At 66.7% G+C, this 18,525-nt stretch carries 21 protein-coding genes; 11 read left to right on the top strand and 10 right to left on the bottom strand.

The features are described from left to right. Positions 1-25: 25 nt before the first annotated feature. The 7 genes from HLH48_RS11120 (at position 26) to HLH48_RS11090 (ending at position 4,987) form a co-directional block, all read left to right on the top strand. Positions 26-844, top strand: a complete 819-nt coding sequence (locus HLH48_RS11120; protein WP_182997583.1) for a Cof-type HAD-IIB family hydrolase — start codon at positions 26-28, stop codon at positions 842-844. Beyond that, the gene (gene pgl, locus HLH48_RS11115) at positions 844-1,581 is read left to right on the top strand and encodes a 6-phosphogluconolactonase (protein ID WP_182997582.1); all 738 of its coding nucleotides are present in this window, start codon (positions 844-846) and stop codon (positions 1,579-1,581) included. The genes HLH48_RS11120 and pgl overlap by 1 nt, the downstream gene beginning before the upstream one ends. A 63-nt stretch (positions 1,582-1,644) precedes the next feature. Next, positions 1,645-2,349, top strand: coding sequence for a ribose-5-phosphate isomerase RpiA (gene rpiA / locus HLH48_RS11110; protein WP_182997581.1), 705 nt, complete (start codon positions 1,645-1,647; stop codon positions 2,347-2,349). Next, entirely contained in the window at positions 2,346-2,915 is a 570-nt protein-coding gene (locus tag HLH48_RS11105) for a gluconokinase (protein ID WP_182997580.1), read from the top strand. Before rpiA ends, HLH48_RS11105 begins: the two co-directional genes overlap by 4 nt. A 25-nt stretch (positions 2,916-2,940) precedes the next feature. After that, positions 2,941-4,029, top strand: coding sequence for a retropepsin-like domain-containing protein (locus HLH48_RS11100; protein ID WP_182997579.1), 1,089 nt, complete (start codon positions 2,941-2,943; stop codon positions 4,027-4,029). Between the two features lie 62 nt (positions 4,030-4,091). Then, the gene (locus HLH48_RS11095) at positions 4,092-4,280 is read left to right on the top strand and encodes a hypothetical protein (protein ID WP_182997578.1); all 189 of its coding nucleotides are present in this window, start codon (positions 4,092-4,094) and stop codon (positions 4,278-4,280) included. Between the two features lie 83 nt (positions 4,281-4,363). Further along, on the top strand, positions 4,364-4,987 hold the full coding sequence (locus tag HLH48_RS11090) for a YitT family protein (protein WP_220795089.1): 624 nt from the start codon (positions 4,364-4,366) through the stop codon (positions 4,985-4,987). Here the strand turns inward: HLH48_RS11090 and HLH48_RS11085 are convergent. Together HLH48_RS11085 and HLH48_RS11080 are read right to left on the bottom strand one after the other, a co-directional pair. Then, complete coding sequence (locus tag HLH48_RS11085; RefSeq protein ID WP_220795088.1) at positions 4,981-6,267, bottom strand: serine hydrolase domain-containing protein; 1,287 nt, start codon at positions 6,265-6,267, stop codon at positions 4,981-4,983. The two genes, HLH48_RS11090 and HLH48_RS11085, sit on opposite strands and share 7 nt — an antisense overlap. Positions 6,268-6,288: 21 nt before the next feature. Beyond that, positions 6,289-8,730 (bottom strand): TonB-dependent receptor, encoded by a 2,442-nt coding sequence (locus HLH48_RS11080; protein WP_182997576.1) that lies wholly within the window; start codon positions 8,728-8,730, stop codon positions 6,289-6,291. A gap of 315 nt (positions 8,731-9,045) precedes the next feature. On the opposite strand from HLH48_RS11080, the gene HLH48_RS11075 reads away from it, so the two are divergent. Continuing rightward, the gene (locus HLH48_RS11075; protein WP_182997575.1) at positions 9,046-9,798 is read left to right on the top strand and encodes a GntR family transcriptional regulator; all 753 of its coding nucleotides are present in this window, start codon (positions 9,046-9,048) and stop codon (positions 9,796-9,798) included. After that, positions 9,798-10,937, top strand: a complete 1,140-nt coding sequence (locus tag HLH48_RS11070; protein WP_182997574.1) for an anhydro-N-acetylmuramic acid kinase — start codon at positions 9,798-9,800, stop codon at positions 10,935-10,937. Before HLH48_RS11075 ends, HLH48_RS11070 begins: the two co-directional genes overlap by 1 nt. A gap of 45 nt (positions 10,938-10,982) precedes the next feature. Here HLH48_RS11070 and HLH48_RS11065 read toward each other — a convergent pair whose 3' ends face one another. The 8 genes from HLH48_RS11065 to hisB all read right to left on the bottom strand — a co-directional run bounded on the left by HLH48_RS11065 (position 10,983) and on the right by hisB (position 16,273). Next, positions 10,983-11,468 (bottom strand): hypothetical protein, encoded by a 486-nt coding sequence (locus tag HLH48_RS11065; protein ID WP_246387248.1) that lies wholly within the window; start codon positions 11,466-11,468, stop codon positions 10,983-10,985. Positions 11,469-11,587: 119 nt separating this feature from the next. Continuing rightward, complete coding sequence (locus HLH48_RS11060; RefSeq protein ID WP_182997573.1) at positions 11,588-11,968, bottom strand: histidine triad nucleotide-binding protein; 381 nt, start codon at positions 11,966-11,968, stop codon at positions 11,588-11,590. An 18-nt stretch (positions 11,969-11,986) separates the two neighbouring features. Beyond that, positions 11,987-12,466: a phosphoribosyl-ATP diphosphatase gene (locus tag HLH48_RS11055; RefSeq protein ID WP_182997572.1), complete on the bottom strand. Its 480-nt coding sequence runs from the start codon at positions 12,464-12,466 to the stop codon at positions 11,987-11,989. A 28-nt stretch (positions 12,467-12,494) separates the two neighbouring features. Beyond that, complete coding sequence (hisF, locus tag HLH48_RS11050) at positions 12,495-13,268, bottom strand: imidazole glycerol phosphate synthase subunit HisF (RefSeq protein ID WP_182997571.1); 774 nt, start codon at positions 13,266-13,268, stop codon at positions 12,495-12,497. Next, the gene (hisA, locus tag HLH48_RS11045; RefSeq protein ID WP_182997570.1) at positions 13,268-14,623 is read right to left on the bottom strand and encodes a 1-(5-phosphoribosyl)-5-[(5-phosphoribosylamino)methylideneamino]imidazole-4-carboxamide isomerase; all 1,356 of its coding nucleotides are present in this window, start codon (positions 14,621-14,623) and stop codon (positions 13,268-13,270) included. Before hisA ends, hisF begins: the two co-directional genes overlap by 1 nt. Then, on the bottom strand, positions 14,620-15,291 hold the full coding sequence (hisH, locus tag HLH48_RS11040; protein WP_182997569.1) for an imidazole glycerol phosphate synthase subunit HisH: 672 nt from the start codon (positions 15,289-15,291) through the stop codon (positions 14,620-14,622). The genes hisA and hisH overlap by 4 nt, the downstream gene beginning before the upstream one ends. Beyond that, complete coding sequence (locus HLH48_RS11035; RefSeq protein WP_182997568.1) at positions 15,288-15,680, bottom strand: hypothetical protein; 393 nt, start codon at positions 15,678-15,680, stop codon at positions 15,288-15,290. Before HLH48_RS11035 ends, hisH begins: the two co-directional genes overlap by 4 nt. Beyond that, positions 15,677-16,273: an imidazoleglycerol-phosphate dehydratase HisB gene (hisB, locus tag HLH48_RS11030; protein ID WP_182997567.1), complete on the bottom strand. Its 597-nt coding sequence runs from the start codon at positions 16,271-16,273 to the stop codon at positions 15,677-15,679. Before hisB ends, HLH48_RS11035 begins: the two co-directional genes overlap by 4 nt. 179 nt (positions 16,274-16,452) lie before the next feature. Here hisB and HLH48_RS11025 point away from each other — a divergent pair, with 179 nt between their 5' ends. Together HLH48_RS11025 and ubiM are read left to right on the top strand one after the other, a co-directional pair. Next, a complete protein-coding gene (locus HLH48_RS11025; RefSeq protein ID WP_182997566.1) occupies positions 16,453-17,043 on the top strand; it encodes a nitroreductase family protein in 591 nt (196 codons plus the stop codon). Positions 17,044-17,059: 16 nt separating this feature from the next. After that, positions 17,060-18,238: a 5-demethoxyubiquinol-8 5-hydroxylase UbiM gene (gene ubiM / locus HLH48_RS11020; RefSeq protein WP_182997565.1), complete on the top strand. Its 1,179-nt coding sequence runs from the start codon at positions 17,060-17,062 to the stop codon at positions 18,236-18,238. Positions 18,239-18,525: the final 287 nt, after the last annotated feature.

The raw sequence follows: 18,525 nt of genomic DNA, 5'->3' as shown, positions 1-18,525 counted from the left end.
TCCCTGAAGACGGAGGACGAGGGAAATGGGTACAGCCGACCAGATCCGGCTGGTGTTGGCCGATGTCGACGGAACCCTGGTCACGCGGGAGAAGATTCTGACCCCGCGCGCGATCCGCGCCGTGGAGCGGCTGCGTGCGCGGGGCATCCTGTTCACCATCACCAGCGGCCGTCCGCCGCTGGGCATGAAGATGGTGATCGATCCGCTGCGGATCGACCAGCCGATCGCCGGCTTCAATGGCGGCATGATCGTCAGGCCGGATTATTCGGTGATCGAATCCCACACGCTGACGCCGGAGGTGGCGCGCCGCACGCTGGAGATCCTGCGCGACCACAAGGTCGATCCCTGGGTCTATAACGGCAATGACTGGATCGTCGGCAACGCAGACGCCCCCCATGTGGCGCGCGAGCAATGGACGGTGAAATTCCCGCCCAAGGTCGCGGCCGATGTCGGTGCCGCGCTGGACCAGGTGGTCAAGATCACCGGCGTCTCCGACGATCTGGAATTGATGAAGCGGGTGGAGCACGATCTGCAACAGGCGCTGGGCGATGCGGCCTCCGCCGCGCGGTCGCAGCCTTATTATGTCGATGTCACCCATCACGATGCCAACAAGGGCGGGGTGGTGGCGGCGCTGGAGCGGCTGTTGGGGATTCCGGCGGCGCGGATCGCGACATTGGGCGACCAGCCCAATGATGTGCTGATGTTCCGCCCCAGCGGCCTGTCGATCGCGATGGGCCAGGCGTCGGACGAGGTCAAGGCGCAGGCCACGCACGTCACCACCTCGTCCGAGGAGGAAGGATTCGCGGTGGGGATCGAGCGTTATATTCTCGGAGAGGATTCGTAATGGATGGTCATGATGTCACGAGCGGCCAGGTGGTCGTGCTGGCCGATGGCGAGGCGATCGCCCGCCATATGGCCGAATGGCTGACCGAACAGGCATTGGCCAAGACGGACGGGCCGTTCGTGGTCGCGCTGTCCGGCGGGTCGACGCCCAAGCGGCTGTATGAAATCCTGGGCTCGGCGGACTATGCCACCCGCTTTCCGTGGGCGCGCACGCATCTGTTCTTCGGTGACGAGCGGTTCGTGCCGCCGTCCGATCCGGCCAGCAACTATGCCATGACGCAGGCGGCGCTGCTGTCGCATATCGCCATTCCGCCCGCCCAGGTGCATCCGATGCCCACCGAGGGCGACCCGGTGCAGGCCGCCGCGCGCTACCAGGCGGAATTACAGGCGCTCTACGGCGCGACGGATTTGCAGGCGGGCCGGCCGTTGTTCGACGTCGTGCTGCTGGGGCTGGGCGATAACGGCCATACCGCGTCGCTCTTCCCGCGCCAGCCGGTGTTGCAGGAACGCACGCTCTGGGTCTCGACCTGCGTGCCGGACGATGCGCCCCATACGCGCCTGACATTGACTTATCCGGCCATTCATTCCAGCCGGCATGTGGTCTTCATGCTGGCCGGGGCGGGCAAGCGCCAGGTCTTCGCCCGCGTGCGCGCCGGCGATCCGGTCGAACCGGCCAGCCACATCACCACCGAAGGCGACCTGACCTGGCTGGTGGACCAGGCCGCGGCTGGCGTATGACCGTCGCAGGATAAAAACAAGTGAACCGCCGGCGGGTCCGGCAGGTTCCGGAGAGGGAACAGGATGAGCGGTCAGAATTCCGACCCGACGGTCGAGCTGAAACGCAGGGCGGCCGAGGAGGCCGCGGCAATGGTGCAGGACGGCATGGCGGTGGGCCTGGGGACGGGCAGCACCGCGGCGCTGATGATCGAGGCGCTGGGCCGGCGCTGGGCGGAGGGGCTGCGTTTCGTCGCCATCCCGACCTCGGAACATTCGGCGGAGCAGGCGCGGGCGCTGGGCATTACGCTGGTCGATTTCGGCAGCCACGCGCAGCTCGACCTGGCCATCGACGGCGCGGACGAGGTCGAGCGCGGCTCGCTGGACCTGATCAAGGGCCTGGGGGGCGCTCTGTTGCGCGAAAAGATCGTGGCGGCGGCGGCGCGGCGCTTCGTCGTCATCGTCGACGAGGGCAAGCTGGTCGATCATCTGGGCAGTCGGTCGCCGGTGCCCGTCGAGGTCACGCCCTTCGGCTGGGAAAGCACGGCGCGGCAATTGGGCGAACTGGGCGCGCGGGTGGCGCTGCGCATCAAGCGGGATGGCGAGATGTTCATGACTGATGGCGGCAACCTGATCCTGGATTGCAGTTTCGGCCCGATCGCGGACCCGAAGGCGCTGGAAGCGGCGATCGGCGACATCGTCGGCGTGATCGAAAGCGGCCTGTTCGTCAGCCGCACCTCGGAAGTGGTCGTGGCCGGCCGCCAGGGCCTGACCCGTCTGGTGGCGGCATGAGCGCGGCGGGCGAGGGGCATCACGCGCCCCTGCCGGTGGCGGAGGGGATTCCCCCTCATGTCATCGTGCTGATGGGTGTGTCGGGCAGCGGCAAGACTTCGGTGGCCGAGGGCCTGCACAATCTGCTGGGCTGGCCGTATCAGGAGGGCGACCTGCTTCACCCCCAGGCCAATATCGACAAGATGCAGGCCGGCATCCCGCTGACTGACGAGGACCGGCAGCCGTGGCTGGAACGCTGCCATGCCTGGATCGCGCAGCGGCTGACCACCGGCGGCGGCGGTATCCTGACCTGTTCGGCACTCAAGCGCTCCTATCGCGATATCCTGCGCCAGGGATCGCAGAAGGTCGTCTTCGTCTACCTGGAGGTGCCGAAAGCGATCCTGGAGGTGCGGCTGTCCCGCCGCCAGGGGCACTATATGTCGCCCACGCTGCTGCCCAGCCAGCTCGCGACCCTGGAAGAGCCGACCCCCGACGAACACGCGCTGGTGGTGGATTGCGAGGGGCCGCCGGCCGAGGTGATCGCCCGCGTGCTCAGCCAGATTCGATACAGTCTTCTTGACCGCTGAGGGCTGATAATGCCTGCATGGGGGGATGACGCGCCCACCCGCTAGGTTGCTGCCGGCACGATTGGCGAAGATGGCGGCCGTCATGATGGCTGCCTCGACGCCATCCACCCCGGTGGCGGCGGGCACCAAGGCGTCGCCGGTCGTGCCACCGGCCGCGCGATCGGCCGCGTCGGCGATCGTCCCGTCGGGGCGCTGTGTGGCGCATGTCCTGTCGCTGCCCCTGCTGACGGGGGACGGCAGCCCCGGGGTTCCGGTGAGTTTCGACGGGATCGAGGGGATGGCGTTCCTGGGCCTGTCACAGGAATCGCTCGGGGTTTTCGAGCGCCCCGGCACGCATTACCCCCATGGCCGGCCGCTGACGGTGGAAACGGTGACCGGTACCGGCAAAACCGCCGAGACGGAGGTGGACGAGCTACGGCTGGACCGGGGCTCGGCGCACCATGTCCGGGCCGTGATCCTGGGCCAGATCGGCGACACGCGGGTGGCGGGCCGCCCGGTCCTGGGTGTGGTGGGCTACGATATCCTGGGCAACTACGATGTGCTGATGGATTTTCCCGGCCATACCGTCACCCTGTTCAAGGAGAGCGGTGCCCCGGCCTGCCCGCCGCTGCCGACGCTGCTGGGCGAGCGGACCTATGCCGCGCCGCTGCTGCCCGACGGGCGGGGCATGATGGTCATGCTCCAGGTGTCGATCGGCGGCGCGCCGCTCGGCATGCAGGCCGAACCCGCCTCCAACGCCTCGATCGTGCGGACCGCGGATGCCGCCGATATCGGGGTGACCGCCGCGACCCTGGCGGGCGATCCGCGCTCGCGCACCGATGCCGGAACGGCCATCATCGGCCGGCGGCACCGTTTCGATCATATCGTGATCGGTACCTGGCACGCCGACGCCCTGGCCGCCGACGTGACGGGCGCGCGCTTCAACATGCTGGGGATGGATTTCTTTCGCGGGCGTCGGGTGCTGTTCGCCTTCCCGACCGGCATGCTTTATTTTTCCGACACCCATCCGGCGGCTGGTGCCCCGGCATCGGCAGGCTTCAGCCTCGCCCAGTCGCGCCTCGCCGATGTCGCGGTTCAGGAGCAGGATGACGCCCCCGCCGCGCCCGGCCACTGACCGGCAGGGAAACTTCGGACCATGCGGACGTTGAAATACCAAGGATAACGAGGGAGTTGCCGATGCGTCCATTCGTCCACATCGCGCTGGGTGTCGCCCTGGGGTGCGTCGCCCTGACGGGATGCAAGAAGAAGCCCGAGACACTGGGCCAGAAGATCGATCGCCTGGGCGACAAGGTGCAGGATACCGTGGACCCGCCCAAGGGACCGGCCGAGAAGATCGGCCGCGATATCGACCGCGCCACGCACTGACGGGGGCGGGCGGCGCCCTTTACACGCCGGGGCAGGCTTTTTAGGAAAGGTTCCGCCTTTCCTCGCTCCGATCCATGGCCGCCATGTCCCGCCCGTCCGCCGACGCTTCCGCCGCCCTGCGCCATTCGCTGTTCGAGGACGCCTATGCCCTCGTGATCGGCTGTTCGCTGATCGTGCTGGGCCTGGCCTGCCTGCATCGTGCCGGGCTGGTCACCGGCGGCGTGGCCGGGGTGGCGCTGCTGCTGTCCTATATCCTGCCGCTGTCGGCCGGCACGCTGTTCACACTGATCAATATCCCGTTCCTCATCTTCGCCAGCCGCACGATGGGGTGGGCCTTCACGGTCAAGACCTTCCTGGTCAGCAGCAGCATCACCCTGTTCGCGCTACTGTTCCCCCATATCATGACGCTCGGTTTCATCGCGCCTCTCTGGGCCGCCTTCTTCGGCGGCACCGTCATCGGCATGGGCATCCTGTCCCTCGCCCGCCACCAGGCCGGCGTCGGTGGCACGGGCGTCGTCACGCTGTGGCTCTACAAGCACCGGGGCTGGAACGTCGGCAAGGTTCAACTGGCCATCGACTGCTTCATCCTGACCATGTCGACGCTGGCGATCGACCTGCCCCATGTCGGCCTTTCCGCCATCAGCGCGGTCGCGATCAGTGGCGTGGTTGCCACCTTCCATCGGCCAGGTCGCTATACCGGCTACTGAATAGCTGCCGTCACCGCGCCGCGCATGACCTGATTCCACAGCGCCGTCAGCGCGGGATAATGCAGCGATGCCGAATCCGGGCGGTGCAGCCTGTTCGTCAGCAGCACGACGGACAGGTTTAGCGCCGGGGCAAACATGAATTGCGTCCCGGTAAACCCGGAATGACCGAAGATCGGCGTCGTCACGCCATCAATCTGGATTTTTCGGAAACCGAGAGCCTGTTTCGCATCGAACGGAGTCTGCTCGAAACGGGCCAGCACCGCTGGCGAGGCGAGCCGCCAGTTGCCGTAGCAGCCGCCGTTCAGCAGAGTCTGCAAATAATGGGCCAGGTCGAGCGCGGTCGAAAACACCCCCGCATGTCCCGCCACGCCGTCCCAGCCCAGCCAGCTATTGGCGTCGTTGACCTGCCCGACGAGAAAATCCGTGCGATAGGCCACGGGGCCGGCGCGGTCGGGGGGGAACATGATGGGGAAAGGCTTGCCGGTTTCGGCCATCCGCCGCTGATAGGCATCCCCCTGGGAGGTCGCGGCGATGCGCGGGGCAAGCGCCGGAGAGGGCAGATAGCCCGTATCGGGCATCTTCTGCGGCAGATACAGTTCCTTGCGGACATAGGCGTCCAGCGGCATGCCGCTCACGCGCGACACGATCGCCCCCAGGATCATGAAGCCGAGATCGGAATACGCCCAGCGCTCGCCGATTCCGTAGCGGCGTGGAAGTCGCGCCAGAAACGGCAGCACGCTGCCCGTCGCATCCCGGTGCAGCCATGTGGGCTGCCACTCCCACAAGCCGGCGCGGTGCGTCAGAAGCTGCTCGACGGTCATCGCCGCCTTGTCCGTTCCGGCGAAGACCGGCAGCAGCCGGCCCAGCCGGTCGTCCAGATGCAGGCGGTTCTGGTCGACAAGATGCAGGATCGCGGCGGTCGTCGCCTCCATCTTGGAAACGGAAGCCATGTCGAAGATCTCGTCCGTCCGCATCGGACGCGGCGGGGCAAGGGGCGCCACGCGCCCGTCCTTGCCGACGACGAGGTCCTGCGCGTTCCCGAATGCCGCGAGGTGCGCGACATGACCGTCATGGGCGATGAGGATGACGGCGCCGGGATAGAGCCCGTCCGGGCCGAGACCCTGCCGGATTGCCTGATCGATGCCGGCGAACCTGCCGTCGTCGCCACCAGCCGGCATGCTGTCCAGTATCCCGCAGGCTTCCGGCGCGGACGCGGCCAGGCAGGTGGCATGGCCGGCAGCAGCCAGGGCAATGCCGACGAAGATCCCGAGCCGTCGCATACCGTTCACCCCCGCCATGTATCAGAACCCGGCCGTCACGGAGACCACGCCGGCGAATCCGCCGCCAACGTAGTAGAGCGGGGTCTGGGCGGCAATGGCGCTGCCACGGACACCCGTCGTCTTTTTCGCGTTTCCGACAAGGCTCGATGCGCCCGACAGATAACCGCTGTTGCCCAGGTTGACCAGGTTGAGCTGGATCTGCGGATGTTTGATGAAATGATAGCTCGGAAAGCGATATCCGGCCGTTACGTTCGCGGTCATGTACGACGGGATCTTCTGGTCGTTCATGAATGTCGTGTATTGAGAGCCGACATAGTTCAGGGCAAAATTGCCGAACACGCTGCCATTGTCGTAGGAAAGCCCGATCGCGCCGGAAAATTCCGGCGTATTGACCGCCGTCTTGCCCCGCGTCGCGAGAAAATCGCCGCCGGCGGGAAGGTTGTTGTCGATCGTGGCATGCAGATACTGCCCGGACAGATACGGGCTGAAATGATGCCAGGGACGCAGGCCCAGTTCCAGCGTGGCGCCCCTGGAGGTCTGGCCGCCGGCATTGATGGATGCCGTGGTGGCGACCCCGTTGAGATAGACCGTCGAACTGAGCTGCCGGTTCGTCAGATTGTAGTTGAAGAGCGCGAGCGAGACGTTCACCAGGCCATAATGCCGATAGCCGATTTCCTCGCCGATCGAATATTCGGGGGCGAGGTTGGTCGCGCGGCTGTGGGCGAGCACGCCCGTCGTCGTGCTGAAGTAATCGGCCATCGTCAGGATGGAGGACGGCGCGCGGAAGGCCGTCGTCCCGTTGATATAGATCTGGTCATGCGGCGTGATTTTGAAGCGCGCGGCAAACTGCGGCAGCGGTTCGGCATAATTCGCGGTCGTCTTGTAGTGCGCCCCGGGAATCAACTGGGTCGACATGCGCGAGACCATCGCTTCCTTGAAGCCCGCCTCGATCATAAGCCTGTCGTCAAATGCCCTGACCTGGTCGTGAATGAAGATCGAATTCGTCTGCTGGACGAAATTGATGTTGTATCGCGACAGCGGAATGCCGGCCGCGGTATAGATCGGATAATCGCCGATCATCGAGGCGACGTTCCCATTCTCGTCCGCCTGGCCGTAAAACGAGTGCTCCTGCTGGGTGTAGTAGGAATACCAGTATCCGATCGAGAGGGTATTGTGCTTCGTCGTCCAGTGCAGCGCCGCGTTCAAGCCGCTATGCTGCTCGTGGAATGTGTCGATCGCCGCGGCAATGATCGATTTTGCCGTCGATCCGACCTGAAGCGGGCCGGTATCCTGGTTGCCGACATAGCTGTTGGCCGTGCCCAATGTGGTGCCGCCATCTCCGTATCCCCAGAAATAGGTGTAATAGGGCGTGGCATCGGCAGTGAGCGTATCCGCGAGGCGGACATGGAGCGGTGCGCCAAGGATCAGGGAATTCCGCTGGTTTTCCTCGAAGCGATAGTAGGATGCGCCGCCGGTCCGGAAGCTGGCTGCATAATTGGCTTTCGTCCCCAGCGCCTTCCACTGCGCCAGAGACGGCGTTTGCAGATAATAGCCCGTCGGACTGTTATAGGACAGGACGAACGATGTCCGGTTGTCCTTCCCCCACTCCTTCAGCACCTTGGCATCGACATGGTATCGGGTCATGCGGCCGGGGCCGCGCCAGTTATCGGCGCTTTCATACGAAAAGGAAGCAAACGCCTTGACGCCGCTATGGCCGATCTCGCCGCTGTCGACCCTGCCGAATTCGCGATTCAGACCATAGGACCCATAGGCCAGGTTGATCAGGCCGCCGGAATGCTGCGACGGATCGCGCAAGGTTTCGGAGAGCTGGCCGCCGACGGCGTTGTAGAGCGGCGCCGAGATATCCGCCGACCCCTGCGCGAGACTGAGGCTCTGGATATTTTCGTTATCCGCCGTCGTGCTCGTGAAAATGAAGAAGTTCAGCGGGTCGGCGGCCGGGATGCCCTCATATGTATAGCCCAGCTCGAACTGCGTGAGCCCGCGAACCGACAGGCCGGCCTGCTGATCGCTCGTGCCGAGCGGATCGCCGCTGCTGGTGACGACTCCGGGCAAGCTCGCCATCATCGTCAGCGGGCTGCTGGTCGGGCTCTGCTTGGCGATGAAGTCCCGCGTCAGGCCGCTGATGGATTTGGCGGCCGTCTGCTCCGGCATCAGGCCGCCGCCCGGGGTCGAACCCGTGACGCCGGTTGCGGTCTGGATCGCCGCATGGACATTGATCTCTTCCGGAGACGATTGCGCCACGTCCGGCGATTTCCGTCGTGGCGGCAATGCGGCGGACCCGGGCGCCGGCAGCGTGCCGTGTCCGGTGACCGGCGTCCGCGCGTGGTGAACAGGACGCGACGCGGCCTTCCGATGGGCGAAAACCGGTGCCGCTTCCGCCCTGCCCACCTGGAGCGCCATCAGGGAAACCGATGCAAGAATCCAGCAAATGCGATGACGCATCAGATAGTCACTCCTGTCTTCAGGGAGGGGCGGCAGGCCAACCGAAACGTTCCGGCCGCGCCCGTCTTCGCGCAACGTACAAGTCCAATTTAATACCAAACTAAACCGCACACAAGGCATTCCGCTATCGAATCAGATGTGGATTCTTAATTTTTGGGCAACTATGTGAAGATCACCCGGATTTGTGGTGTGTCTTCAGACAATGAAGCCCACACAAGGTATTGATATGGTATTATAAAAGCGTTACATTGGCGCAATGCGAAGGCGCGCCCGCGCGTCGCGTTTTTCGGGGCTATCGGGGTTGCGATGGACATCATGACGACCGAACAGCTTTTCCGCGCTCTGACGCCCGATCCGGATGACCGCAAGCCGCTATATCTCCAGGTCGGCGACAGGCTGCGGGACCTGATTGCCGGCGGCACCCTGCGCCTGGGCGACGCCATCCCCCCCGAGCGGGAACTGGCTGAAATGACCGGCGTGTCCCGCGTGACCATCCGCAAGGCGCTGGGTCAACTGGTCGAGGCGGGCATCCTGAACCAGAAGCCCGGCGCCGGCACATTCGTGGCCGGGCGGATCGAGCAGCCGCTTTCCATCCTGCTCGGCTTTTCGGAAGACATGCGGGCGCGGGGTTATGAGCCCGGCTCGATCTGGCTCGACAAATGCGTCGCCAGGGCGAATTCGGACGAGGCGATGGCACTCGGGATCGCCCCCGGAAACCGCGTCATTCGCCTGAAACGCATCCGCACCGCCAACGGCCAGCCCATGGCGATCGAGGCCGCGGTGATTTCGCAATCCTATCTGCCCGCCCCGGACGCGGTCGGGGATTCGTTTTACGACGCCCTGAAAACCCGCGACCTGCTGCCGGTCCGGGCGTTGCAGCGCATACGCGCCCGCCTCGCCACGTCCCGTGAGCGGGACCTGCTGCGGCTCGACAGCCCGGACGCGGTGCTGGAAATCGAAAGACGGTCCTTTCTCGCCGATGGAAGAGTCCTTGAGGTGACATTCTCGTCCTATCGCGCCGATCTCTACGATTTCGTCGTCGAATTGCGCCACGCGGGAGAGCCGTGATGGCCAGGATGTTGACCGTCATCGGCCTGATGAGCGGCACGTCGCTGGACGGCGTGGACGCCGCCGCCATCCGCACGGATGGCGAACGGGTGGAACGCTGCGGCCAGGGTGTGAGCCTTGCCTATTCACCCGCGCTGCGGGCCCGGGCTCGCGCGCTGCTCGACCGGGCAGTCTCGCTTCCCGCCGACGATCCCGAACTCCTGTCGGTCGAGCGGGAGATCACGCTGCGGCATGTCGAGGCGGTGCGGCATCTGGGCAGCCTCGTCTCCGGCGTGGCGCTTGTCGGGTTCCACGGCCAGACGATCCTCCACGCGCCGGCCGAGCGGCGCACATGGCAGATCGGCGACGCGGCGCTGCTGTCGCGCGAAACCGGCCTGCCCGTGATCCATGACTTCCGTGGCGCCGACGTCGCGGCCGGAGGAGAGGGCGCGCCGCTCGCGCCGTGGTTCCATGCCGCCCTGATGCGCGATATGGCCGGTCCGCTCGCCGTCCTCAATATCGGCGGCGTGGCCAACGTGACGTTCATCGACGCCGATGGCGGCATCCTGGCCTGCGATACCGGACCCGGCAACGCCCTGCTCGACGACTGGGCGTTCAGCCATACCGGAATCGCCTGCGACATCGACGGCCGGCTTGCCCGCGCCGGAACGATCGACCATGCCCGGCTCGAACGGATGCTCGCCGACCCGTATTTCGCCCGTCCGGCCCCGAAATCGCTGGACCGCCTGACATTCGCCTCCGCCTTGCGGATCGTCGCCGGATGCACCCCGGAGGATGGCGCCGCGACGCTCGCGGCCTTCACCGTCGAGGCGGTGCGCCGCACGGCGCTGCCCGCGCCGCCGCGGCACTGGTATGTCTGCGGCGGCGGCCGTCACAATCCGGTCATCATGGAGGGTCTGGCGCGCGCGCTCCAGGCGCCGGTCGACCCGATCGAGGCGACCGGCCGCGATGGCGACATGATCGAGGCCGAATGTTTCGGCTTTCTCGCGGTGCGCGCCTTGCGGCGCCTGCCGCTTTCCGCCCCCGCCATCACCGGCGGTCCGGCGTGCCTGTCCGGCGGGCGCCTGACCTGCTCGGCGCTTTCCCCAATCCCGGACTGGCTCCGCGACATATCGGACAACACCCGGCGAGACGGGTGATCGCTGCCCTCGACCAAAAGCGCTTCCGGCGCCGCCGGACCCGGCTTACCAGCCGGCGTTATACTGTCCCATGCCAGGGTCCCAGTTGCCCCAGGCAGGGTTCCAGGCCGGGTTCCACCCGCCCCAGCCGGGGCCGGTCATCGGGCCCCATGCGTTCCAGTTCCATGTGGCGTCCTGGTATTCCGTCGCCGTCATCTGCTGCTCGTCGGCCAGCATCTTCTGCTGGCGATAGCTCTGGTAATTGTCGTAGGCGGCCTGGTCGCCGACATACAGGCAATCGCAGACCGTCGGGTCGGCATACACGTAGAACACGGCGTTGCCATGCGTCCGGCGGACGAAATGATGCGGCGGAAGGCGATTCAGCATGGCCTGCTGCTGCTGTGACGTGGCGGGTTTCAGGGCAAAGCCCGCCGCGGCCAGATGGTCCTCCTTCTGCGCGATCCGCTCGGCGGTCGTGGCACAGGATGGCAGGCAGGCCACCATGCCCACGACGGCAAGGGCACGCATCGGCACGCGGTTCCACACATTCATTCCCGTTCGCTCCCCGTTCGTGGCAATGTTTTGAAATATTTTAATCAATATTCCGGCCGACGCCACCCCTGTTCTGGCAATCGAGGGGCAGGAGGCAGGCCTCGTGCCAGGGCGTCCGTTCAGGGCCGATGCAGCATCGGCCCCAACGCGGCCCCGCCAAACAGATGAACATGGAAATGCGGCACTTCCTGCCCCGCCGTGACCCCCATGTTGGCCAGCAGGCGGTATCCGCTATCTTCCAGCCCCAGCAATGCCGCCACATGCCCGACCGCGCGGGTAAAGCCCGCAATCTCGGCCTCGCCGGCCGTCTGGCTGAAATCGGCGAAGGAGACATAAGGCCCTTTGGGGATCACCAGCACATGGACCGGCGCCTGGGGCGCGATGTCGTGGAACGCCAGCGCATATTCGTTCTCAAAGACCCTGCGGCACGGGATTTCCCCGCGCAGGATCTTGGCAAAGACGTTCTGCGGATCGTACGGACCCCGTCCGGAAACGGCCATGGACATGCCTCCTTGCGTTTACACCGCCAGCGGGTCGCGGGGGCGGCTGGCCTTTTCGGCGATGCCGCTGGTGCCCTCGCGGCGCGTCAGTTCGGCCCATACATCCGACGGATGGATGCCGGCATCAACCCACATGACGATCAGGTGGTACAGCACGTCGGCACTTTCGCCGACCAGTTCCTCGGTATTGCCGGCGACGGCCTCGATCAGGCATTCGACCGCTTCCTCGCCGAATTTCTGCGCGATCTTGCGCCGGCCGCGCGACAGCAGGCGCGCCGAATGGCTGACGGTCGGATCGGTGCCCTGACGCGAGACGACGACATTGAACAGCCGGTCCAGGATCTCCGCCGTTGCCGCCGGCTCGGCGGGCAGGGTGGGGGCGGCTTTCACGACGGCGGCGGGGGCGGCCTTCTTCCGGGCCGTCTTCTTGGTGACCCCCTTCTTGCCGGCGGCCTTGGTGTCGGGGTTCTTGCGCGTGATCTTGGGGATTTTTGGCATCGGGCCCTCGCTTGGGTATCTGCGCCGTTCAGGATCTGGCGGCGGGCGTGCGGCGAACCGGCAGGCCGGCATCGGCCAGGGCCTGCTTGACCTGCGGGATGGTGAACTGGCCGAAATGGAACACGCTGGCGGCCAGCAGGCCGGTGGCGCCGGCCCGCGCGCCCTCGACGAAATGCGCCAGCGTGCCGACGCCGCCCGAGGCCACGACCGGCACCCGCACCGCGCCGCAGGCGGCGCGCAGCAGATCCAGGTCGAAGCCGCTGCGCGTGCCGTCGCGGTCCATGCTGGTCAGCAGGATCTCGCCGGCACCGCGCTCGACCACTTCGCGGCACCAGTCGATGGCGTTGCGGCCGGTGGGGGTGCGGCCGCCATGGGTATAGACCTCCCACGACCCATGGCCGTCCGAGCGGGCATCGACACCCACGACCACGCACTGGCTGCCGAATTTGCGCGCGGCCTCGTTGACCAGGTCGGGGCGGCCGACGGCGGCGGAATTCATCGCGCATTTGTCCGCGCCGGCCAGCAGCAGGCGGCGCATGTCGTCCGTGGCGCGCACGCCGCCGCCCACGGTCAGCGGCAGGAAGATCTTCTCCGCCGTGCGGTTGACCACGTCCAGGATCGTGTCGCGGTTCTCGTGGCTGGCGGTGATGTCCAGAAAGGTCAGTTCATCGGCGCCGGCGGCGTCATAGACCGCCGCCTGCTCCACCGGGTCGCCCGCGTCGCGCAGCGAGACGAAATTGACCCCCTTCACCACCCGTCCGTTCTTCACGTCCAGGCAGGGAATGACCCGCAGCTTCAGCATCAGGACAGGATCCGCAGCGCATCGGCCGGGTCCACCCGTCCGTCATACAGCGCGCGGCCGACGATCACGCCCTCGATCCCCGGCGCGGTGACGGTGGCGGCCCGGAGCGCGCGCAGATGCTCGACATCGCCCACACCGCCGCTGGCGATGACCGGGATCGACAGGCTGTCCGCCAGTTCGGCGGTCTGGGGAATGTCGATGCCCGTCAGCATGCCGTCGCGGCTGATCTCGGTGAAGATGATTGCGGCAACGCCCACATCCTCCATCCGGCGGCCCAGGTCGATGGCCCTCATGTCCGAGGTCTCGGCCCAGCCCTCGGTCGCCACCTGTCCCGACCGCGCATCGATGCCGGCGACGATCCGGCCGGGGAAGGCGCGGCAGGCGGAGCGGACCAGTTCGGGGTTCTTCACCGCCACGCTGCCCAGGATCACGCGGGTGATTCCGGCGGCCAGCCAGCGTTCGATACTGTCCAGGTCGCGCAACCCGCCTCCCAACTGCACCGGCACCGTGGCATTGGCGATGATGGCTTCGATCGCCGCCCGATTGGCCGATCTTCCGGCGAAGGCGCCGTTCAGATCGACCACATGCAGCCAGCCGCATCCGGCCGCGATCCACGCGCGGGCCTGCGCGCCCGGGTCGTCGGAATAGACGGTGGCGTCATCCATCTCCCCCCGGCGCAGGCGCACGCAGGCACCGTCCTTCAGGTCGATGGCGGGATAGAGGGTCAGGCTGTGGCCGGTCACGCTGGCGGGTCCTGTGGCGGGAATGGGAACGGAAGCCGCCTGCGGGTGGGCGGGCACCACCCGCTCATTATCCTGTAGACGCTTGGTGAAGAACAGGCCCCGCATCGTCCGCCCGTCGGCGCGGGCATAGCTGGGATGGGTGCCCCATTGATAGAAGCCGAAGGTGCGGAACAGCCGGATCGCGGCCTCCTGCGTCTCGCGCACATCCAGGTTCAGGATCTGATAGCCCATCGCCCGCGCGCATTGCTCGGCCTCCAGCAGCAGCAGCCGGCCGAGCCCGTGCCCCCTGGCATAGGGCGCGACATACAGATGCATCAGCGTGGCGCTCATCGCCTGCGCTTCGTTGTTGCGCGGCGGGCGAACCAGTTGGGCGGCGCCGACGATGATGCCGTCCAGCCGCGCCACGAACAGCATGCGTTCCGGCACCATCAGCAGGCCGCGGAAATACCGCTCCATCGCCTGGCGGCCCGGCACGTTCAGCCAGCCGAACCCGCCGCCATCCAGGATCGCGGCGTCGGTGGCCTCGCACAGCGCCTGGATATCGTCCTCCGTCAGGGACTGGACCCGTTCGCTGCGCGGCTGGTCCCCGGTGGATCTGCCGATGCCGCTCATGCCGGGGCTCCTTCACGGGCCGGAGCCCAGCGCAGAAAATTCGACAGGATTCGCAGGCCGACCGTCTGGCTCTTCTCGACATGGAACTGCGTGCCGGCGCGGTTGCCACGGGCCACGATCGCCGGCACGGCCCCGCCATACTCGGTGGTCGCCACCAGTTCGTCCGGCACGCCATGGCGCAAGGCATAGGAATGGACGAAATAGCCGTGGGCGTCCGCGTCCAACCCGTCGGTCAGCGGATGCGCGCCCGGCGTGAAGTCGAGCCGGTTCCACCCCATCTGCGGCAGGCGCAGCCCCGGCGCCTCCATCGGCGCGATCTCGCCCGCGATCCAGCCGAAACCGGGGGTGACGGCATGTTCCAGCCCGCGTTCGGCCATCAACTGCATGCCCACGCAGATCCCCAGGAAGGGTGTCCCCGCATCCGTCGCGTCGATGATGGCCGCGCGCAGCCCCGGCACGGCCTCCAGCCCGGCGGCGCAGTCGGCGAAGGCGCCCTGCCCGGGCAGTACGATCCGGTCCGCCGCGCGCACCGCGCGTGGATCGGCCGAGATCGTCACCTCGGCGTCGATGCCGCTATCCGCCGCCGCGCGCGTCAAAGCCCGCGCGGCCGATGCCAGGTTGCCGCCATTATAATCGATGACGACGATGGAACGCGTCGCGGCCGTCATGCCGATGCCTCCGCCGTCTCGCCGCGCGTGCGCGCAAGCGTGGGATTGCGCTCCAGCAGGCGCAGCAGCGCGGCCTCGCGGCCCTGGGCCACGACCACCGGGCCGGCGGCCAGGCCGTTCAGGCGCAATTCCCATTCCCTGATATCGGCGGCGCACAGGCCCAGCAGCAGATGCAGCCCGATCCAGAACGGCGGGACCGGCAGATGGAGCGCGGCGACCGCGCCCAGCAGGATCAGGCTGGCGGCGCCCGCCAGCAGCCCGGCGATCCAGCTTCCCTGGATCACCAGCCCCAGCCAGCCCAGCAGCAGCACGCGCCAGGACAGGCGTTCGGCCACCAAAATGGGCGGCCGCCGGCCGTCGCTCCGAAACCAGGAGGAATAGGTCGTCACAGCACGCCTTTGGTCGAGGGAATGCTTCCGGCCGCGCGCGGGTCGGGCTCCGCCGCCATGCGCAACGCCCGGGCCGCCGCCTTGAACGAGGCCTCGGCGATATGGTGGCAGTTCCGCCCGGCCTTCTGCGTGACGTGCAGCGTCAGCAGGGCGCTCATGGCGAAGGCGCGGAAGAATTCCTCGAACAGCTCGGTATCCATCTCGCCGATCTTGTCGCGGGTGAAATCCACCGACCAGGCCAGGAAGGGGCGGCCGGAGATATCCACCACCACTTCGCTCAGCGCCTCGTCCAGCGGCACCAGCGCGTGGCCGAACCGGCGGATGCCCCGCTTGTCGCCGATCGCGCGGACAAAGGCCTGCCCCAGCGCGATGCCGGTATCCTCGGTGGTGTGATGGAAGTCGATATGCAGGTCGCCCTTGGCCTCGATCTCCAGATCGAACAGGCCATGGCGGGCCAGCGCGGTCAGCATATGATCGAAAAAACCGATTCCGGTGGCGATCCGGGACTGGCCGGTGCCGTCCAGATCCAGCCGGAGGGTGATGTCGGTCTCGCTGGTGACGCGATGAATCGTGGCTGTGCGGGCAGTATCCATGCCCGTTCTCCTACAGGACGGGGCCGCGTTAGGCCACTCTCCTGTCTGTGTGGAGTCTGCGTCCCCCGGGCGTCCCGCGCCAGGGGTGGCGGATATTGGCTTCCCCCTCCTTCTGCGGCATGGTGCCGGCCAGGGCCGCGCGACCGCTGCCGGGGCCCCAGACCGAAAGGAGCCCCGCCATGGCCGCGCTCGACAGCCTGCTGTCCCGCTCATCGACCGACGCCCTGTCCGAACCCGCGCCCGAGGGATCGGTGCTGGAGGATATCCTTTCCACCGCGATGCGCGCGCCCGACCATGGCCGCCTGCGGCCGTGGCGCTATGTGCTGATCCGCGGTGAGGCCCGGCCGAAACTGGCGGCACTCGTGGTGGCCGGCATGCTGGCGCGGGACCCGAACGTACCGGCCGAGAAGATCGAAAAGCGCCGCAGTCGCTTCTCCACCATGCCATTGACCATCGCCCTGGGCATGCATCTGCGCCCCGAGGACAAGATCCCGCTGATCGAGCAGGAAATGGCGGTGGCGGCGGCGGCGATGAACGTCCTCAATGCCCTGCATGCGACCGGCTTCGGCGGCGTCTGGGTGACCGGCGACATGGCCGTCGACCCCGCGCTGGCCGCCGCCCTCGGCTTCCCGGCGCCGCACCGGCTGGCGGGCTTCCTGTTCGTCGGCACGCCGGAGCGGAACCGGGCGGCGCCGGCGCGCCGGCCGGTGGAAGGATACGTGGCGGAATGGCACGGCGCGCCCGTTACCTTCGGGGCGGACAAGGCCTAGCATGCGGGAGGGCGACATGCGCAGCGACGTTACGATCATCGGCGGCGGTCCCGCCGGCCTGGCCACCGCCCTGTCGCTGGAAAGCGCCGGCCTGTCGGTCACCGTGCTGGAACGCGCGTCCCAGGCCGTGCTGGCCGAACCCGCCTTCGACGGGCGGGAAATCGCCCTGACCCATCATTCGGTCTCGCTGCTGCGCAATGCCGGGGCCTGGGCACGCATCCCGCCGGTGGGCATTTCCCCCCTGCGCGAAGCGCGGGTGGAAACCGGACGGCACAATCATCCGCTGACCTTCGATACCAACGGCCAGGGCGTCGAGGCGCTGGGCTATCTGGTCTCCAACCACCTGATCCGCCGGGCCTTGTATGAAGAGGCCGCGTCCCGTCCCGGCATCACCCTGCGTGCCGGCGTCGCGACCCGCCGCGTGCGCGACGAGGGCGATAGCGTCACCGTGCTGGCCGAAGGGGGCGACGTCACGTCGCGCCTGGCCATCGCGGCCGATGGCCGGTTTTCCGAAATCCGCCGCCTGCAAGGCATCGGCGCGATCATCCATGATTTCCATCGATCGATGCTGGTCTGCCGCATGGCGCACGAATCGCCGCACCATCATGTGGCGATCCAATGGTTCGATGACGGGCAGACCATCGCGCTGCTGCCCGTCAATGGGGGTGCCTCCTCGCTGGTCCTGACCCTGCCGCCCGAGCAGATCGAGGCGCTGCGAACGATGGAGCGCGATCACTTCAATGAGCAGATCATGGCCCGCATCGGCAATCGGCTGGGCATGATGCGGCTGGTCAGCACGCGCCACGTCTACCCCCTGCGGGCGGTCTATGCGCATCGCTTCGCGGCGCGGCGCTTCGCGCTGATCGGTGACGCGGCGGTGGGCATGCATCCGATCACGGCGCACGGCTTCAATCTGGGTCTCAAGGGTCAGGATATCCTCGCCCAGGAAATCGCGGCCGGAATGGCGCGCGACGGCGATCCTGGGTCGGCGGCGGCATTGCGGCGCTTTTCCATCCGTCACCGTCTGTCCACGGCCCCACTGTTTGGTGCGACCAACGGGATTGCGAGCTTGTATACGCGCGACGGCTCTCCCTTTCGTGCGGTTCGTCGTGCTGGTTTGCGTGCGGCGGATTCTCTGTCTCCGTTCAAGGCTGTGGTGACGAACCTGCTGATTGACCGTGGGAAAGTGGCGTGAAACTGCCGTTTTCTGATTTGCGGGTCAGAAAAAAGGTTATGCGGGTCTTTTTCTCTGTTGACGGTGTTTGGGGTGGGGTGTAGATCGCTGTTCACCGCCGGGGCTGCTGTTCTTGACCTGGTGGCCTGGCTCTGCTAGTTTCTTTGGCCCTGTTGGGGGTGGATGAGATTAGAAGATGTTCATTGACAATAGAATCTGGAATGGAAGGGATATGTTGGCGGCGTTCTGATGGCCTGCGAAGAGTAGGTTTGTTAGGGTTTGGTTGATCTGGGTTTAGCCTGGGTTTG

Origin of the sequence: Gluconacetobacter sacchari (assembly GCF_014174255.1) — a bacterium.
GTDB classification, from domain to species: domain Bacteria; phylum Pseudomonadota; class Alphaproteobacteria; order Acetobacterales; family Acetobacteraceae; genus Gluconacetobacter; species Gluconacetobacter sacchari.
The sequence above is the reverse complement of the archived record's forward strand: the minus strand, read 5'-3'. Positions and strand labels throughout refer to the sequence as shown.

Coding starts and splice junctions, on each gene's coding strand:
- HLH48_RS11120 (WP_182997583.1), top strand. CDS start 26: ATGGGTACAGCCGACCAGATCCGGCTGGTGTTGGCCGATGTCGACGGA.
- pgl (WP_182997582.1), top strand. CDS start 844: ATGGATGGTCATGATGTCACGAGCGGCCAGGTGGTCGTGCTGGCCGAT.
- rpiA (WP_182997581.1), top strand. CDS start 1,645: ATGAGCGGTCAGAATTCCGACCCGACGGTCGAGCTGAAACGCAGGGCG.
- HLH48_RS11105 (WP_182997580.1), top strand. CDS start 2,346: ATGAGCGCGGCGGGCGAGGGGCATCACGCGCCCCTGCCGGTGGCGGAG.
- HLH48_RS11100 (WP_182997579.1), top strand. CDS start 2,941: ATGACGCGCCCACCCGCTAGGTTGCTGCCGGCACGATTGGCGAAGATG.
- HLH48_RS11095 (WP_182997578.1), top strand. CDS start 4,092: ATGCGTCCATTCGTCCACATCGCGCTGGGTGTCGCCCTGGGGTGCGTC.
- HLH48_RS11090 (WP_220795089.1), top strand. CDS start 4,364: ATGTCCCGCCCGTCCGCCGACGCTTCCGCCGCCCTGCGCCATTCGCTG.
- HLH48_RS11085 (WP_220795088.1), bottom strand. CDS start 6,267: ATGCGACGGCTCGGGATCTTCGTCGGCATTGCCCTGGCTGCTGCCGGC.
- HLH48_RS11080 (WP_182997576.1), bottom strand. CDS start 8,730: ATGCGTCATCGCATTTGCTGGATTCTTGCATCGGTTTCCCTGATGGCG.
- HLH48_RS11075 (WP_182997575.1), top strand. CDS start 9,046: ATGACGACCGAACAGCTTTTCCGCGCTCTGACGCCCGATCCGGATGAC.
- HLH48_RS11070 (WP_182997574.1), top strand. CDS start 9,798: ATGGCCAGGATGTTGACCGTCATCGGCCTGATGAGCGGCACGTCGCTG.
- HLH48_RS11065 (WP_246387248.1), bottom strand. CDS start 11,468: ATGAATGTGTGGAACCGCGTGCCGATGCGTGCCCTTGCCGTCGTGGGC.
- HLH48_RS11060 (WP_182997573.1), bottom strand. CDS start 11,968: ATGGCCGTTTCCGGACGGGGTCCGTACGATCCGCAGAACGTCTTTGCC.
- HLH48_RS11055 (WP_182997572.1), bottom strand. CDS start 12,466: ATGCCAAAAATCCCCAAGATCACGCGCAAGAACCCCGACACCAAGGCC.
- hisF (WP_182997571.1), bottom strand. CDS start 13,268: ATGCTGAAGCTGCGGGTCATTCCCTGCCTGGACGTGAAGAACGGACGG.
- hisA (WP_182997570.1), bottom strand. CDS start 14,623: ATGAGCGGCATCGGCAGATCCACCGGGGACCAGCCGCGCAGCGAACGG.
- hisH (WP_182997569.1), bottom strand. CDS start 15,291: ATGACGGCCGCGACGCGTTCCATCGTCGTCATCGATTATAATGGCGGC.
- hisB (WP_182997567.1), bottom strand. CDS start 16,273: ATGGATACTGCCCGCACAGCCACGATTCATCGCGTCACCAGCGAGACC.
- HLH48_RS11025 (WP_182997566.1), top strand. CDS start 16,453: ATGGCCGCGCTCGACAGCCTGCTGTCCCGCTCATCGACCGACGCCCTG.
- ubiM (WP_182997565.1), top strand. CDS start 17,060: ATGCGCAGCGACGTTACGATCATCGGCGGCGGTCCCGCCGGCCTGGCC.